18 protein-coding genes are annotated in these 15,626 nt (G+C 36.7%); 6 read left to right on the forward strand and 12 right to left on the reverse strand.

What is annotated here, in order from left to right; translation table 11 throughout:
* Positions 1-11: 11 nt before the first annotated feature.
* Genes hxsA through hxsD form a run of 4 tightly spaced genes read right to left on the reverse strand, consistent with a single transcriptional unit; the run spans position 12 to position 3,409 of the window.
* Positions 12-647, reverse strand: coding sequence for a His-Xaa-Ser repeat protein HxsA (gene hxsA / locus OTG14_RS17300; protein WP_001624497.1), 636 nt, complete (start codon positions 645-647; stop codon positions 12-14).
* Positions 644-1,756, reverse strand: coding sequence for a His-Xaa-Ser system radical SAM maturase HxsC (hxsC, locus tag OTG14_RS17305; protein ID WP_023323122.1), 1,113 nt, complete (start codon positions 1,754-1,756; stop codon positions 644-646). The genes hxsA and hxsC overlap by 4 nt, the downstream gene beginning before the upstream one ends.
* On the reverse strand, positions 1,749-3,137 hold the full coding sequence (gene hxsB, locus OTG14_RS17310; RefSeq protein ID WP_047718527.1) for a His-Xaa-Ser system radical SAM maturase HxsB: 1,389 nt from the start codon (positions 3,135-3,137) through the stop codon (positions 1,749-1,751). Before hxsB ends, hxsC begins: the two co-directional genes overlap by 8 nt.
* A complete protein-coding gene (hxsD, locus tag OTG14_RS17315; protein ID WP_047718528.1) occupies positions 3,137-3,409 on the reverse strand; it encodes a His-Xaa-Ser system protein HxsD in 273 nt (90 codons plus the stop codon). Before hxsD ends, hxsB begins: the two co-directional genes overlap by 1 nt.
* 1,053 nt (positions 3,410-4,462) lie before the next feature.
* Here hxsD and OTG14_RS17320 point away from each other — a divergent pair.
* The 6 genes from OTG14_RS17320 (at position 4,463) to OTG14_RS17345 (ending at position 8,259) form a co-directional block, all read left to right on the forward strand.
* On the forward strand, positions 4,463-5,023 hold the full coding sequence (locus OTG14_RS17320; RefSeq protein ID WP_003845893.1) for a hypothetical protein: 561 nt from the start codon (positions 4,463-4,465) through the stop codon (positions 5,021-5,023).
* Between the two features lie 407 nt (positions 5,024-5,430).
* Positions 5,431-5,868, forward strand: coding sequence for a hypothetical protein (locus OTG14_RS17325; protein ID WP_001549549.1), 438 nt, complete (start codon positions 5,431-5,433; stop codon positions 5,866-5,868).
* Positions 5,837-7,000: a relaxase/mobilization nuclease domain-containing protein gene (locus OTG14_RS17330; protein WP_047718530.1), complete on the forward strand. Its 1,164-nt coding sequence runs from the start codon at positions 5,837-5,839 to the stop codon at positions 6,998-7,000. The genes OTG14_RS17325 and OTG14_RS17330 overlap by 32 nt, the downstream gene beginning before the upstream one ends.
* Positions 7,001-7,224: 224 nt before the next feature.
* Positions 7,225-7,497, forward strand: coding sequence for a hypothetical protein (locus OTG14_RS17335; RefSeq protein WP_007666384.1), 273 nt, complete (start codon positions 7,225-7,227; stop codon positions 7,495-7,497).
* A 41-nt stretch (positions 7,498-7,538) separates the two neighbouring features.
* The gene (locus tag OTG14_RS17340) at positions 7,539-7,925 is read left to right on the forward strand and encodes a hypothetical protein (RefSeq protein ID WP_001078959.1); all 387 of its coding nucleotides are present in this window, start codon (positions 7,539-7,541) and stop codon (positions 7,923-7,925) included.
* Positions 7,926-7,944: 19 nt separating this feature from the next.
* Positions 7,945-8,259 carry a hypothetical protein gene (locus tag OTG14_RS17345; RefSeq protein ID WP_000708681.1) on the forward strand — a complete coding sequence of 105 codons (315 nt, stop codon included), beginning with the start codon at positions 7,945-7,947 and terminating at the stop codon, positions 8,257-8,259.
* 50 nt (positions 8,260-8,309) lie between these two features.
* Here OTG14_RS17345 and OTG14_RS17350 read toward each other — a convergent pair whose 3' ends face one another.
* The 8 genes from OTG14_RS17350 to OTG14_RS17385 form a co-directional block, all read right to left on the reverse strand.
* Positions 8,310-8,735 (reverse strand): hypothetical protein, encoded by a 426-nt coding sequence (locus OTG14_RS17350; protein ID WP_000360018.1) that lies wholly within the window; start codon positions 8,733-8,735, stop codon positions 8,310-8,312.
* 96 nt (positions 8,736-8,831) lie between these two features.
* A complete protein-coding gene (locus OTG14_RS17355) occupies positions 8,832-9,218 on the reverse strand; it encodes a hypothetical protein (RefSeq protein WP_001062150.1) in 387 nt (128 codons plus the stop codon).
* Positions 9,219-9,232: 14 nt separating this feature from the next.
* A complete protein-coding gene (locus OTG14_RS17360; RefSeq protein ID WP_049108374.1) occupies positions 9,233-11,107 on the reverse strand; it encodes a DNA-binding protein in 1,875 nt (624 codons plus the stop codon).
* A complete protein-coding gene (locus OTG14_RS17365) occupies positions 11,104-12,408 on the reverse strand; it encodes a tyrosine-type recombinase/integrase (protein WP_047718536.1) in 1,305 nt (434 codons plus the stop codon). Before OTG14_RS17365 ends, OTG14_RS17360 begins: the two co-directional genes overlap by 4 nt.
* On the reverse strand, positions 12,401-13,603 hold the full coding sequence (locus tag OTG14_RS17370) for a tyrosine-type recombinase/integrase (protein ID WP_008322898.1): 1,203 nt from the start codon (positions 13,601-13,603) through the stop codon (positions 12,401-12,403). Before OTG14_RS17370 ends, OTG14_RS17365 begins: the two co-directional genes overlap by 8 nt.
* A 295-nt stretch (positions 13,604-13,898) precedes the next feature.
* A complete protein-coding gene (locus tag OTG14_RS17375) occupies positions 13,899-14,198 on the reverse strand; it encodes a hypothetical protein (RefSeq protein WP_001019190.1) in 300 nt (99 codons plus the stop codon).
* 20 nt (positions 14,199-14,218) lie between these two features.
* Positions 14,219-14,425 (reverse strand): helix-turn-helix transcriptional regulator, encoded by a 207-nt coding sequence (locus OTG14_RS17380; protein ID WP_000795663.1) that lies wholly within the window; start codon positions 14,423-14,425, stop codon positions 14,219-14,221.
* 279 nt (positions 14,426-14,704) lie between these two features.
* A complete protein-coding gene (locus tag OTG14_RS17385; RefSeq protein WP_001067212.1) occupies positions 14,705-15,550 on the reverse strand; it encodes a DUF6387 family protein in 846 nt (281 codons plus the stop codon).
* Positions 15,551-15,626: the final 76 nt, after the last annotated feature.

The following is a 15,626-nucleotide window of genomic DNA, read 5'->3' on the forward strand; positions in this document are numbered from 1 at the left end:
TACCTAACATTTTAACGAGCCAGTATATTCAAAGAGTTCAATAACTGAGCATCTAATGTTTCTCTTACTGGAGTAGGAAGCCCATATGCAACTCTGTAATTTTTGATAGCAGTTCGTGTCGCAGGCCCCATACTTCCGTCTATATTGCCGTTATAAAACCCTTTATCCAGTAATGCGAACTGCACTCGCATGATCAAACGCTTACGCTTTTCAGTATCAGAAGCCAGCCCACTACTTGCACGAGTAGTTCCATTCATTCCAGCAGAGTTTGTGGTCGTAGAGGCATCGGTGTCATTAGAGCGAAGCGAACGAACAGATGAAGAAGACGATGGCGAATTTGTACCTGAAGTGGATGAGCCTGATGAGCTTGGTGAACTGTATGTTTTAGGATAATAAGGAGTGCTTCCACCATAGTACCCACCACCAGACGAAGATCTATGAGAACTATGGCTTCGATGGGAGCTATGACTACGATGCCCTGCAATGTAGAAAGGTACTTCCGTGTTAAGTGGAGCTATAACTAAATCATGCTCATTAAGAGTCATACCGGGCAAATCACTTGCACCAGTGGAGGAATCACTTGCCCATACAGAATTATTGAGTGCTAAAAATCCCGGAAGCAGAGCAGCGAAATTAAATTTTTTCATAAAATTGGTCTCGGTGGTTGATGAAAACGGCCTTTTGATGAACTGAAATAACCAGCACAGGAAGACTTCTGAGTACATTCATCACATTCTTTGGGGTAGTAATTTTTCCAGTCAGAAATTGACTGAGTAGCAAATCCCCAAGCTCTTTCAGGAAGATGGCACAATGGGTAATTGAAGATTGTTAGGGTGATGCCTGACCTTTGTGCTGTTCCTATGGCAGAGAGAATTTTCTCACTATAGCTATCATGCTCAATGAAGATTGATGACCAGTTTTTACGTGCCCAGCCGATAGATTCTAAGCCCATAAGAGAAATCTGGTTGATATTGGAAAACACGCGACCAGCGAACTCTATGATTTTGTCCAGTTCCATATAGTTAGCCAGTGTCGGAATGATTCTTAACTCAATGTTGATCCCTGAGTTACCGGCATTGATAAGCCCCATAACTGTCTCATCAAATGCCCCTTCGCTTCCAACCAGATAGTCATGAACTGACGACCTTGAAGAATAAAGCGGAATACCGAAAGTTATTTTGAGCTTTTCGCTTCGCTCTTTCATCTGTTGAGTAAAACTGACATCTGCAAACTTTCGTCCATTGGTCAAAACATGCAAAGCTGTCTCAGGTGAGTTTTCGATTATGAAGTCAAGAAATTGCAAGAAATCTTCGCCATACAGTAGAGGTTCTCCCCCACTCACTCCTACTACACCATTCAGGGAGAAAGAGGCGATGGCAAGTGCTGACTGGTTAAGAAGCCAGTCATCGTTTCCTGTCTTAGGAGGCTGAGAACAAAAAAGGCAACGGTTGTTGCACCTTTCAGTTACCAGAACAGTGTTATGGTTTGCTCTCCGTGACAAAATCACCCTAATCATGTTGCCATTATTAACAATCCCTATATCACCATCTTCTATGGAATTGAAAAGATCAGTGCTCACAACGAAGTCTGCAAAATATGCAGGAAGTCTGGAATCAAGTTGAGTTTCACTGACCAGTAAATTTGGCAGATAGAATTGAGGATTTTCGGGCTTAGATTTGCACAAGCGATAGAAACCTTGCTGAACTGGCAGATCTGCCGTAAATCTGAAAATGTCGTTTCTCAGCACCTCAGACATAAGCCCACCCTTTAAGCATCTTTGCCATCGGTCCATCCTGAGAGATTTCATTCAGAAGGAAGCGGAACATGCCTTTGTGATACTGGCAGAAAGTAGAACGACTCTTGTCACCAACAGGTTCGCCATGAACACTAATGTTCTGGCAAGGATCTGCTCCACAGAAAGGCTGGTATGCACAGGTGTCACAACCTGGCATGGCGAAGTTAAATGAAGATGAGAGAGCGGAACGGTAGTATTCGTTGCTACTGAATGAGAGTGAGGCAAACTCTCCTGCACTGAAATCTGCTTCCGGGTTTACTTTCTGAAGCATACGACTTTCATCACTACCGTAGACTTTACCGTCATAATTGAACAGGATGCAGTTCAGCACAACTCCGCTTGGCGATTTTAGATCTGCATAACCACTGAAGCCTGGATTGAAAATTCGCTTGAGATGAATAGCAGCCGAGTGCTCAATGACAGGTATTCCCTTTTCATTCTGAATCAACACTTCCTGCATCAACTCTTTATAAAAAGCAAAATACTCTGGCATTGAAAAAGTGAAGCTCTGCTTCTGAGCAAACCCATAAGGACTAACAGGCCTGATAAACATGTCTGTAAGACCCAGAGACAAATGAGCATCTACTATGGAAGCTGGCTCTTTAGTCAGCTCCTTAGTAACTGTGGTAACCGTAGCTACCCGGTTTGCGCCAAGTTCTTCTGTGATTTTCCGAATACCAGTTACTGCTTTGTTATGAGCTTGAAAGTCAGTAAGGATGCGATTCTTGTTATGGACAGCTTCAATCCCATCGAGCGAGACCGAGAAGGTGATATTCCGCTCTTTAACCCATGAGAGAATGCTTTCATCGAGTAATGACAGACTTGTAGCAATCACCATTTCAAAAGCATCACTACCCAATGAAATCTCACACTCGTGATAGATTGACTGAACAAGATCGAACCTGAGAAGTGGTTCACCGCCCTGTACTTCTATCTTGTAGGGAGGTGTACCTAGTTTCTTAATGGTGCTGACAATTTGCGGTATCAGTTCAGGATTGAGGTCATAACCATCAGCGGTGACCGATGCCCTACTGACCTGGCAATATTTGCAAGTATGATCACACCGAAGAGTAGGTACAATCATGAAGATTGGCCTGATCGCCAGTTCATTCATGAGTCGTTTGGCAAAAGCCGAACTTAGTGCATAAGGGGTAACGGAGGAAGATTCATCTCCGCAAATGAAAAGTTTGCTTTCAAGCGATGAGGACTGTTCTTGACTGATGTGACCGTTTACCAGATCGAGAAATTCCTGCTCTCCTAAAAAATGATGAAAGCCAGCGAGGTTACTGATGAATACCCGGCCGTCAGGCATCCTGTCGAAGTTAAAAGGCATGAGTTTCATTATGCAAGCCTGTCATCTATGCTTCGGAGAACCTTGCTGATGATGGCATCACGCAACTGACCAGTTTGATGGTGAAGTTTCTCACGGAGGCTAAAATCGTTTAACAACCTTGCGAATTCAAACTCACATTCAGGACCACCTATCTCAAAGAAGATAATCCACGAGGATATGTTTTCTTCAAGTTTCCATGGGCTTACAGAAGTCATCCAGTATAGGGTGTTTCGGATAACCCATTCAGAATAAAGATTTTTTTGTAATATCTTTTCCCACATCACTATTACCTTACAAAAGAAATAATAACGGAAAGAAACTTATTCCATTTGGGTTTTTTCTTATAGATTAATGATATAACACTTTTCAAAACATGTTACTGAGTATGTCAAAATTCTAAGATTCAGTTCAACTAAAATTAATCGAATCACGCACTCACATGATGCAGCTGTACTCATAAGATGTAATTATCAAATTGAATTATATGACTAAATATTTACTTTCAATGTAATGATCTACATATGGCATACATAAGTGGGTGAGATAAAATGGGTTCGATAGGTAAAGTTAACAGTTAATAACTGCATATTTGTATATTGCATGACAAATACCAATGTCAAAACTTTAAATATATGAAACACAATGCATAATATATCAATATAATTTAATCGATTCACCTCTCAAAAATAATAAATTCTTAATAAACCAAAGTATGTAACCGCCATATAATCGTCACGCTGCTAAATTTCGACACACATAGCTAAACACATATGACATGGAGATTCCGTAATGGCAAAAGCACCATTGGGCACTACCGGGAGAACTGGCGAGAGTTGCCCTGAGAGTGGAGTGTGGACTGTTGTAGGGACACCATCAACAACTGCACCAATAGCAAAAGGAAACCGCTTCCCTCCATATGATGGTAAAGCCGTAACCTGGAAGTTAACACAATATGCATAAGCAGTCCCATTGAAGGCCACCTAAGTGGCCTTTCTCTTGAAAAACTGAAGATGAATATGTAAACTACATTACAGACGTAAACAGAATTTTAAAGTTTGTTTATGGCTGCAAATAAAAATCTTTTATTCTTTAAGGGATTTTTATTAATTGAAATTATACCTTACACATTTACTACCTAAAAATAAAAAAAACTGTCAACTGGAGAATTAAACATGAGCCTTACCCGTATAAGTATATATACTAATCATTAAGCGTTGAAAAATCGCGACGCGATATTAATTCTGTGAAATAAATACGATATAAGTTTTAAACATCAGTCAGAACCAAAACATTCTTTTATCATAATGGATATTCAAAAATACAGAGGGTTTTAAATGAAATCATCATTAAGACTACTTTTTTATAAAAAATTATCGTTAGAAATCTCTTTGCTCGTATTATTTCTACTCTTAATAAATGTCATCATAAAATTTCTCATTGATAAATTTGATCCAAAGATTTTAAACTTTACAAGCTCAATGATAACAATAAATAAAGAAGACATTCTTTTCACTTGTTTATTCCTGGGTGGTTTATTGATTTCAATATTTTTTAAAAAAATAGGTAAATCCATAAAATCATTGAACGACTGCGTGTTATTTTTCTCTGCGTCAATTGTCGTTTATAAAACTTATGAGCAAAACTCTAATGACCTTATAACATTAATAGAAAAAGCCATTGACATTCACACATTAGCTTTATTCAAATCTCTCATCTTACTATGCTCATTTGCTAAATTTTTCATATCGGCTATGGAATTTTATTTAGAGAAAAAAATCGAATTCAATAAAAAACACAATACAAAGGAAGAGTTAATATCTAATATATCCAACGAGATAGTTTTATTACGCAACATCAAAGAAAACCATTCTAAAAATCATCAAAATCCTTCCTAAAAAACAAAAGACCGATCATTCCTAATAGCATTATGAATATATCAAACACAAAAACTGTTGGTTTAATAAATGGTAATAAATACCCTAGCAAATTAAATAAACTAAACACCGCCATTAACAAAAAAAATGCATATCCGACTCCTCATGCTAAATTAACTTTCATATATACCTATAATTTTTTTTCACGTATTGTCAATACCCCATCCATAAAAAGCAAGAGCTAATTTATAGAAGCGGTTGCACCGTTCTATAAAGCTCTTGCTTTTCTTGCTTCCTTTCAGTCAGACAATAAAAGAAATCAAAACAATCCATCCTATAGATTGACAAAAAACTCATTCGTTATATAAGTGATATATAAAGCATATGGATTATGCTAACTAATTAATATCATACAAAATGGAGTTTATATGCATAAGATAAATTATAGCGATGATATAGATCTATCCAAAACTTCCCGCCGTGGTAGTTTTAATAAAAGTAAAATTCCTTCAGAAGCAGTAAGAAGCTATTGTGTCAGTGTCCGATTGAATGTTGAAGAACTGCAACTCCTTAATATAAAGCGAGGCTCTTATAAAAAAGGCGAGTGGCTTCGCATGGCTTCCCTTCAAAAGTTGCCTCCTGTTATACCAACGATTAATACCAAAGCCTGGAAAGCTTTAACTGATATATCGCAAAAGCTAAATCGAATTGCGACCCATATAGATTGTAAAAGCAAGGACAGTCAGCTTACCCATACTGAATTGTTCGCTGTGAAGCGACAACTGGAAGAGCTTCGCACGAATCTTTTAAGTGACAGTATATGGAGCCTCCCGAATGAAGGGTATGCGGAAGATTCGCAGGGGTAAGAACTTTGCTGGTGTGGTCCAATACGCATTGAAACCGGGAGCACATCATAAATGCGATCCAGTCGTAATCGGGGGCAATATGCTGGGTGACACCGCCCATGAAATGATTGCAGAGTTCGATAGCACCAAGCATCTTCGCCAGGATGTCGCAAAACCAGTTTGGCACAACTCGCTTCGCTTACCTGATGGTGAATCATTATCGAATGACCAATGGGCAAGGATAGCTGACGACTACATGAAGAGAATGGGATTCAGTGATACTCATGTTCGTTGCTATGTGCTTCATGACGATCCGGCTGGTCAGCACATACACATTATCGCAAGTCGCATAGACCTCAATGGAGGGAAGCTCTACTTGGGTAGGAATGAAAACCTTATCAGCACACGGATCATTAGTGAACTCGAAATCGCTCACGGTCTGACAGTGACCAAGCCAGCCCCTTCCATTACACCAAAGCAACAGAAGCGAAGAAAAGTTTCCCGTAATGAACAGATGCTTGCAGAACGGACTGGCCTTCCCTCCCCTAAAGAAGCTCTACAACAGATACTTGATAAAAGTTTGGCAGATACACCTGATCTTTTAACTTTTATAAAACGACTGGAAGAAGCTGAAGTCGGCTGGACGGCTAACATTGCTTCTACCGGTAAGATGAACGGCTTCTCATTCGAATACCGCGATATCGCTTTCAAGGCATCCAAACTTGGAAAGGCATACTCTTGGGTAAATCTTCAAAAGCAGCTTAACTACAACCCAGATCACTTAGAAGCTCTGCGAACAACAAAGGGAGTTATCCCTGCTCCTGCTCCTGCTCCTGCTCCTGCTCCTGCTCCTGCTCCTGCAAAAGATGTTTCAACAACGGATATTTCAAAGGAAAGCATAAGTGAAAAAATTGCTGAACTCGAACTACGACTCAAAGAAGACAGAAGAAACGAAATCGTAGAAAAGATTCTTCAAAAAAACTCAGTACAACAGCAAAAGCATCTCAGGCTTATCGGCTGGATTCCATTTCTCAGAAGGCTCGCAGAGCTTCTCAGAAGCTATGGGAAGTCCATTCTTCACAAAACCCACACACACTTCTCAAAAATTCATGTAATCCAACCTTTAAAAAAGGCGAGAAAAATTCGTTTATAGACAGCTAGTTGTAAACACCTTTCGTAACCACACTCTATTCTCTAGTAATAGATTTGTGTTTAGTCAAGAAAATATTGATCGTTATTACAGATCAATAAACTATTAATGATAGATTTCAACTATCAAGAAACAACCATCGATCGGTACAAGCAATTTTACTAAAGCGAGTCGGTCATCGAGAATCTCTGTAAACGCACCATTTAATCTTCCAGATTGGGATAGCTATGGAAAACGAAACAATAAAGTGCCCGTTCTGCTTTACACAAAGTCCTCATGGTGTGCGGATTTGCAAAGGCTGTCATGCAAAGGTCGCTTACGGTGAAAGCCCGCTCAGTGTGGCATTCCTGTTTCAATTCGTGGCATTTGGTCTCGCGTGGTTAGCATTTTCGTGGACCGGCAGCACTCTTGTATCAGTCATTACGTTTTTCGTAAGCATCATTATTCTTATCTATAAAATCAAAAGAATGTATGCAGACAGAGTTGTTTTTATACGGTGAAATTAATTTCACACAACCGCAAACATAAAATGAGAAAGTAAATGAACCGATTTATAACGTCCTCTTTTTTTATTATTGTCTTCCTGCTTTCTGGCTGTTCAACATCAGGGAACCAGAACCTTAAAAACGAAACACCACAAAGCCTCCAGTCAAAGATCATTAAAAACAAAACAACTAAGACGGAATTACTCACTAAGTTAGGTGAGCCTGATACAAGAACCACACTCGATGACGGAAATGAGCAATGGAAATATTTCATGTCTAACAATCAGTTCAATGCAACGACTTTCATTCCTGTTGTGGGGCTGTTTACTGGCGGTTCCCAAACTCAGTCTAAAACTCTTGAAATCGACTTCAAGGGAGAGACTGTAAGTAAATGGACTTTTTCCTCTGACAATAACAACACCAAAACTGGCATTCTTAATTAATTGTTTTTTGGATAAGAAAATGAAAATATACTCAATTATCACAGTTATCATTACCACCTTCCTTCTAACCGCATGTAACAATGAACCATCGCAAGACGATATATACAATGTTTTCAAAAGTGTTGTAGATAGAACAAATACAAGTATGAAAGCTCTTGATTCAAGAGTTACAGAAAAAGATCTTTTAAGAATCGATTACGTGAAGAAAGTTAGTTGCACAGAAGAAGCAAACAATGTTTATAACTGCATTGTCGATGCCTCTATTAGTAATATGAAACAAACAAAACCAGTAAAACTAATCAAATCTGATGGTGTCTGGAAAGAAGTTCAGTAGTAGCCTATATCAAGAAGTCTTTTAGCCCCTGCTTAGGGGCTTTTTATTGCCTATAACCTGACGGTTCTTACGCGAACTTCATGGGTTAACTCTTTCTCAATTACTTTCATTTCATATTGTGCTCTGACAGTAGCATAGATTTCCTCTGCTTTTTCTTGATTGTTATCTATGTAATTAACAAGCGAGTTTAGTTCCCTAATAACTCCTTCTTTGTTATTTAATCGTTGTAGAAGATTGCTTGTCAGACTTTTGTATACCGAGCTAAACATAGTCATTATGTTATCAATATTACGATTGGATTTGGAATAAATCCTTTTAGGGTAAAAATATTTTAAATGGTATCCCACAAAAATTAAGTAAAGTTGATATGAGAAACTTTTATCTCCGGGCTGGTACCGTTTTGAGATATATTTATCAATTATAATGATAAGTTGCTCTTCCAGAGTAAACTCTGAATTGATGATGTTTTTGTCCATAAAATGCATCCTTGCATAATTGAAATAGTCATCCTGACCATATATTTATATTTATCGTATTTATTTAACTTGTCAATAGGTGTAACCTATCAACTATTATTTTTTATTAAATGGTCTATTCAATTGTTCCATAGTGAGACCATGTCTATAAGCATTATACTGCCAATAGCTAAACTGCTCTTTGTATCTATTGTTCTGTTTTTTTAACATTTCATTTTCGGCTTTAAGATTTATTATTTGTTGTGCCGCAATCGTTAAGTTAGCTGGCTTTTTAAGGCCAGATTTTTTCAAATTAGACAAATTTTTCTTTGTTCTATATGCTTCAACAACTTCATCATGAGCACTTAGAGATTGCCTTGTGATAGTTCTGTTTAGATTCTTATAAACTGATTCACATAAATCGCTCCATGTGATTTTACCGTCCCAAGTCAGTATAATGTGTTTAATTGCCTTTATTTCACTCCTGTTTAAATGTTTTGCCATATGCATCTCCTGTTTCAATTATTCAATAGTTTATTAATTCTTTCCAAATTTTTTTTGTGGTGTTGCAACCATTTGTCTGCACCATAATCACCATTTTCATAAGCGATCTGAGTTATTCTCTTTAATTGCATTACTTTCCCTCGGACAGATTGCAGTCTAATTCTATCTACTGAGTTAATGTCCGGTGTTTCATTATCACATTCAATAAGATGATTAATTTTTGCACAAGGCTTGATTAAATAGTTATGTACACAGTAACCAAATTCAGTTAAGTGTATTGCACCTTGATTAAGGTTATCAAAATCAATTGTCAATTCATTTGTGGGTATTGACTCCCTTTGACAGTAATTACTCCTATTCAATTTAATAGCTTTGATTTTATCTAACATATCTTCTTCCGACACATGGTTATAAACTCTGTTCTGATTCGCATTGATACGACCAGACCATTTAGCTATATCCAGTTCAGACATTTCACCATAATGGGCTATTGTGTTTAAAAGGTGCCGTGGCTGGTGTGAGCGAATAAGTAGTGGTTTACCTTCATCATCATAATATCCATATCGGGAAAATATATTTTTATAATTCATCTCATAGCTTTTTTTTCTTTGTATGTCACTGAAAAAGAAACTTTTAGTAGGTTTGTAAAATGTGAAAATTGAAGTCATTCTTGATAAAGAAAATTGATCAGTATTGAGCAAGCATAAAGCATTACTAAATTTTATGGATTTTTCTTTATCATACCATGGAAAATCTCTGCTAAAATTAGAACTAATAATTTCCCACAAATTACTCAATGAATAGTTGTAATCATTGTGGTTTAAGAAACTTTTCCCACCATCCAAACTCGTTCTTTTAATTTTTAAAACACATGATTTATGATCAAATAAATTATACCCCAGTGCATGGCAAACTTGTACAACGGTCAATTTAGCTTTTTCATCAACTGTTGGGCAAAGCTCATGTCGGTAAAATTTATCCGGGTACTTTTCGCACCAGTGAGCAAGTGCTCTTGCATTTTGTGATAAGGAAAGTAATCTTCTAATCGCTTTCTTTGCAACTGGTATCATAACCCGTGGAATCCATTTGATATTAGGGCCATACCCTTTTACCGAATAAAATCTCAAACCATATCTTTCGATACCCTTGCCATCTATTTGTGTAATCTCACAATCAGCAGGTAAGGCTAAAATTTCAGAAATTCTGCTCGGACAACAAAGTAGAAGTGCAAATACTGAACTGGTGAACTTATCCCTTGGACTCAGTAACTCATCATTTTGAGAAAAAATATCAGCAATAGCGAGCAATGCTTCTTCATCTGGTAACTTATCGCTTCGGTGATAATCCTCAATCTCAGTAAGATAATTGTTTTTGACTTTCTGTTTTACATGGTTTTTCCATGAGATATATCCTGACTTCACAAGATTATGTTCACACAGAAACTTTGATATTTTTTCAAGCTGTATTCCACATTTAGCCAAAACGTTACCTTCAAAATATTTACTCCCGATCTGCATTGCCTCATCGAAAACAACGGCTGTAACATTATAAATGAGACCAGTGTTCTGAACCTGCAAAAGGGCCTGTTCGAGACATCGCAAGGCCATCATAATAACCCCATAATTTTTTAATGGTTTCAATGTGTGTTGATATCTGATATATGCTTTCGCAAAATTGATATAATCTTCGTGCATTGCATCAATGGAATCAAAGATTTTATTTCCAATCCCTATTTTTCTAAATGTGACATATCCTTTCCAGGCATACTGCTCCCAATCCTGAGTTTGGGTTAGTCCGGACAGTTGATAGCGACAAAATTTTATGAACTCATTATAATTTTCTTCTACAAGAATATGTTTTTTTGATTTGAACAAAATAATATTATTCATAGTTGATTCACCTCACTGCGATCAATCGGAATAAAAAACATACATTGATTGCAAGGAAATCCTGAATTCTGACTCTGGCATCTACTTGAAGAAAAAAATTTGAAATGACTACTCTTTTTCGATTTGATTCCGTTCATAAAAATATCAGCGACAAATGACAATTGTTCTGAAACAGCGGAATCAATCCTTTCAACACTGTCAGCATGATTTTTAATATAAATCCCCGCACTTGAAGTAGATGAATGATCCAATAATTCAGCTATAGTATTAACATTATGCCCATTCTTAGCCAGCATAGTTGCTATTGTATAACGAAGCCTACGAGGAGTAATATTTAGTATCGAACCGGTACGGTTGGATATTACATTCCCATTATTAACAATACTTTTCAATGCTACATTAGCAATTGTAGGCTTCGCATATAATTTATTATATTCCAGAAGAATTGAACCTGTTATGGATAAATCTAAGAGTTTTTCCTCATTTAAGAAAATAGGAACTTCTCGTTTAGAATAATCATCAAGAGTTTTTCCAAGAGCTTGCTCAACAAGTTTCACTGATTGATTAGCTTGCAATTGAACAATTGATGCAACCTCTGATATTATTGCAAGTTCTCGATATCGTAGTTCTTTACCCCGTTGTTTTACTCGTGGCACTGAAATTACATATTCTACTTTGCCATTATCTAAGTTCTTTTGAAGAAGGTCTTTATATTTCAACATAACTAACTGCTGAGGTCTTCTACCTGTAAGACTGATCAATAGTGATATTGCATAATGTGGCAGTGACAGTTCACCTTTTCTATATGCATGATTCATAGCCTTAATCAAAGAAGTATGTTCTTCTTTATTTAATGGTCCCTCTGTTGGATCATCTTGAAGCACAGACTGACCAGATTTTTTTATTTTTAGGTCCAAATGCTTTAACAGTTCTACCGCACTTTCATCTATTCCCGGATATCCTAACTCAAACCATTTAATCAAAAATGGTCGTAAAACGCGAAATGATGCTGAGGCTTTTGATAATTTCTTATTTTGATATTCAATTAGAACCTTATCATCAATATGAGTAGGAGATAGTTTACGGATAAGACTCTCCATATTTCTAACAATATTTTTCACATACAAATAGCTGTAGCTATTAAAATAATATTGTACTGTATATACAAACCCACAAACCAAATTTTCGTTCATAGCACATATTAAGTTTGTAAGATTGATTCCGTTATTTTCAATCGAACTGACGATTTTATGTTCATGCAAAGACATTTTATCAGATTTATTTTTAATTAAATTATTCATCAAATTCTCCTTTGAATAGTTGCTCTTGTTGTTCAAGTGCAGTTTTTTTCGATAGCTCATAAATATGCCTGCGATTATAAATCATTGAAGTTTCTGAACCCGGTCGCCATCCCATGAGATAAGAACGGATTTGTTGCTCTTTTTCATCGGATATGTCCTGATTCTTGTCTATTGCTTTCGAAAACTCATAATTCCATGTATGTCTGAGTTTGTGACCTGTCAATCCCCCTAGAAGTGAGGAGGATTGACGAACAACACTCACCACTTTGTGATATGAAGAAAATGAAATAGGTTGCCCTTGAGTTTTTCCTTCCTTATAAGTAATAAACAGGAAATCATGTTTGTTAGAATTTTTTATGTTTCTTCGATCATTCAGAATATAATCTGAAATTTCAAACATGAGCTTTTTATCAGCAATTAATTTCCTCTCACAAGTTTTAACTAAAGGCTGATACACTCGCGGATCTGTTTTATCATTTGCTCTTCTTCTTATTGCAATTGTCGATTCTGCAAAATCTATATCACCAATTCGCAGATTCAAAAGTTCACCTGCTCTCAGGCCAAAGCAGTGTAATAGCAGGAATATTAGATTGTTTCTTTTTTGCACTTTTTCTGAAAAAGGATTTAATTTGCTACCCGGTGCAAGAATGCTAAACAAAGAATCCAATTGTTCATTATTTAAACTTTTTTCTATATCCATATTATATTTATCATTATTTCTCGGTTTCTTTCGTTTTATGTTGTTAATGAAATCTAAAATATATTTGAGAGTATCCTTCTGTCCTGTATGAGAAAGATGTATTTTGCACAGCCATTCCAGATAGTTAGCTATGGTTGTTATCCGAAAGTACTTAGTTGGTTTTTTGACATTTGAACTTCTAAAATTATCATTCTCGCCATCTCGAAAATTGAATGAAGTGAATTCGATCAAATCTTCAATTTCATGAGGAGCCAGAAATATCCTTTTCTGAATTCTTTCATCAATATTGATATTTTTTCTCATAAAGAATCGATATAACAATGAAATGCTCCCAGCGATAACCTTCATTGTTGATATAGACTCTGACCGATTCCTGACTTGTGTTGTTATATACAAGTTTGGATAATACAATGGCTCACCAGTATCTTTATTTACAACATGACAATATCTCTCACCATTTTCGAACATAAAAGAATCCACACAAATACTGCACATATTTTCCTCCTAAACTTTACAAAAAGTATAATTCCAATATATTAATAATAAGCATTTCGTAGATTTACAAATTTATTTGGTTCGATTAAGATATTTATTTAAATTAAAACAGTGAGATAGACGATTATTCTTGTCAAATTATCATCTGGTAGATCTAGTTAATATTATGTACACCTAATACTTCGAAAACTATCTCACTGCCTTGCTAATAAACGGCAACCAAAATAATGTAAGTTATTCTGTAAAGTTTTAAGATAAATTATGCAGCCAAACTTTACATTTTCATAAAAAGCTCTTAATCCATTAGATATAAAATTATCCGCTTCGCTAGGAGTTTCAATTCATCAGGACATTTAATTAGAGATAACCAGGTCTCGTAAACATATATCTGTTTGCAAGCATTAAGCTCAGAGATCGAGTCTAAAGGTTCTCTCAGATTTCCTACAAGGTACTGACTGAGCCAGTAAATGATTTCTTTATTAAACTCGTTATTAGGTAAGTCATAAATCACTTCTTGGTCAAAGATCTTGTAAAAAAGATCTCCGCATAAATTGCACATATGGTTTTCTTCGCTTACAAATTCTTCGATATTCATAAAATCACTCCTAAGTTCAATTAAGCAACATTATTTCGACTTGTTTCGATAACAGACTGAATCCAGGTATCAATCTCACTTTCAACGAAAGCTACTGCACGACTTCCAATTTTGACAGGAGCAGGAAACTTACCATCGTTGATCAGACGATATATCCAGGCTTTTCCGTAGCCAGTTCGTTCGAGAACTTCTGGTAATCGTATTAGGCGGGTTGCTTGATTTTTCATTTCGTTATCCCTTGTCGTTGCGGTGAAGTCACTATACGAACAGTTGGGAAAAGAAAAGAGCGAAGCTCCTGAAGCGGAGGTTCTTCGTAGCTATGCAGGATGGTTTTCTCGAAGTTGGTGCCGTACAGAAAAGGGGAACTTGAGAGTAGCTGAAATTCCCTCGTTTTATAGCAAGTGTCAAAATGCCCGGTTTAAAGTAAAAATCGCAAAAAAAGCACCATTCACAATGATGCCTTTAGTTAATTTTAACAATTAAAACAAATAGTTATAAATGTAATTCTAATCAGATAGTTTCATTACATCAGAGACTTTCATTTGCTTCAAATGGCTATTTTTGTTCATGAAGTAATGGAATTGTCGGATAAAGTCAGTTGTGCAGGATTTAAGAGCCAAAGGCCTGTCGGTATCTTTGATTTGGCTAGACTGCCTCATTTCGCTTTCTTCGTCATCGTCTGTATATAGCAGTCTGGATAACCTGTCGTCAGAGACACGGATTTTTTTAACGGCTGCCCACACCAGGATATCCAGCATAGGTATCACACGATAACTGATGAGTTTCTTGATAGTTCCATACCCAAAGCGAACTGATTCTAAAGGATCTGGTTCGATACCTTTGATTTTACGCCACTGCGGTAATGCAGCTTTAAGCGACTCTGCAATCTCTTCGTCTGTGCCACTTGCCAAATCAATCTCGAACATGACTGTTCGTGAAAACTGATCTGGCATAATATCTGAAAGTGATTCTTCCCGAAGATCTCTGTTTATTGAATAATTGTCATCACCATCCCAAACAAAACCTCCGCGTTGCATAGCAATGATGCTCGTTTCAGCAAGGCGATCAAGAGTTGTTAGAAAAAAATGGGGAGGCTGAAAAAGTTTATTGGCAGGAGTCATGTATCCCAGTTGCCCTTCTTCAATTAAAAAAGGATTGCCACTGAAAATTTTTGAGAAGTAACCCATAAGAGTTCTGCTCTCAAACTCTTCCCGATACTCCTTAAAGAACAAGTTACGAGCCCATATCTCATGGTAAAACTGGAGCAATGAGAGGTCTTCAAATTTGCGATATGTATCAATCTTAAACCAACTCTTGATGTCTTTTGTGTGCTCTGGTGACCAGTTGTTCAAAATCCATTCTCCACCTATGCTGGTACTGCCCTACGGATAGAATTCAGTTTCGCTGAAAAACTACCGCATTCACTAA

This window comes from Enterobacter pseudoroggenkampii, assembly GCF_026420145.1.
Lineage (GTDB): Bacteria > Pseudomonadota > Gammaproteobacteria > Enterobacterales > Enterobacteriaceae > Enterobacter > Enterobacter pseudoroggenkampii.

Excerpts from the sequence above, each read along its gene's own strand:
- OTG14_RS17380 (WP_000795663.1), bottom strand. The coding sequence starts at position 14,425 with ATGAAAAATCAAGCAACCCGCCTAATACGATTACCAGAAGTTCTCGAA.
- hxsB (WP_047718527.1), bottom strand. The coding sequence starts at position 3,137 with ATGAAACTCATGCCTTTTAACTTCGACAGGATGCCTGACGGCCGGGTA.
- hxsD (WP_047718528.1), bottom strand. The coding sequence starts at position 3,409 with ATGTGGGAAAAGATATTACAAAAAAATCTTTATTCTGAATGGGTTATC.
- OTG14_RS17330 (WP_047718530.1), top strand. The coding sequence starts at position 5,837 with ATGAAGGGTATGCGGAAGATTCGCAGGGGTAAGAACTTTGCTGGTGTG.
- OTG14_RS17355 (WP_001062150.1), bottom strand. The coding sequence starts at position 9,218 with ATGGCAAAACATTTAAACAGGAGTGAAATAAAGGCAATTAAACACATT.
- OTG14_RS17375 (WP_001019190.1), bottom strand. The coding sequence starts at position 14,198 with ATGAATATCGAAGAATTTGTAAGCGAAGAAAACCATATGTGCAATTTA.
- OTG14_RS17335 (WP_007666384.1), top strand. The coding sequence starts at position 7,225 with ATGGAAAACGAAACAATAAAGTGCCCGTTCTGCTTTACACAAAGTCCT.
- OTG14_RS17360 (WP_049108374.1), bottom strand. The coding sequence starts at position 11,107 with ATGAATAATATTATTTTGTTCAAATCAAAAAAACATATTCTTGTAGAA.
- OTG14_RS17340 (WP_001078959.1), top strand. The coding sequence starts at position 7,539 with ATGAACCGATTTATAACGTCCTCTTTTTTTATTATTGTCTTCCTGCTT.
- hxsA (WP_001624497.1), bottom strand. The coding sequence starts at position 647 with ATGAAAAAATTTAATTTCGCTGCTCTGCTTCCGGGATTTTTAGCACTC.
- OTG14_RS17325 (WP_001549549.1), top strand. The coding sequence starts at position 5,431 with ATGCATAAGATAAATTATAGCGATGATATAGATCTATCCAAAACTTCC.
- OTG14_RS17350 (WP_000360018.1), bottom strand. The coding sequence starts at position 8,735 with ATGGACAAAAACATCATCAATTCAGAGTTTACTCTGGAAGAGCAACTT.
- OTG14_RS17365 (WP_047718536.1), bottom strand. The coding sequence starts at position 12,408 with ATGAATAATTTAATTAAAAATAAATCTGATAAAATGTCTTTGCATGAA.
- OTG14_RS17320 (WP_003845893.1), top strand. The coding sequence starts at position 4,463 with ATGAAATCATCATTAAGACTACTTTTTTATAAAAAATTATCGTTAGAA.
- hxsC (WP_023323122.1), bottom strand. The coding sequence starts at position 1,756 with ATGTCTGAGGTGCTGAGAAACGACATTTTCAGATTTACGGCAGATCTG.
- OTG14_RS17345 (WP_000708681.1), top strand. The coding sequence starts at position 7,945 with ATGAAAATATACTCAATTATCACAGTTATCATTACCACCTTCCTTCTA.
- OTG14_RS17370 (WP_008322898.1), bottom strand. The coding sequence starts at position 13,603 with ATGTGCAGTATTTGTGTGGATTCTTTTATGTTCGAAAATGGTGAGAGA.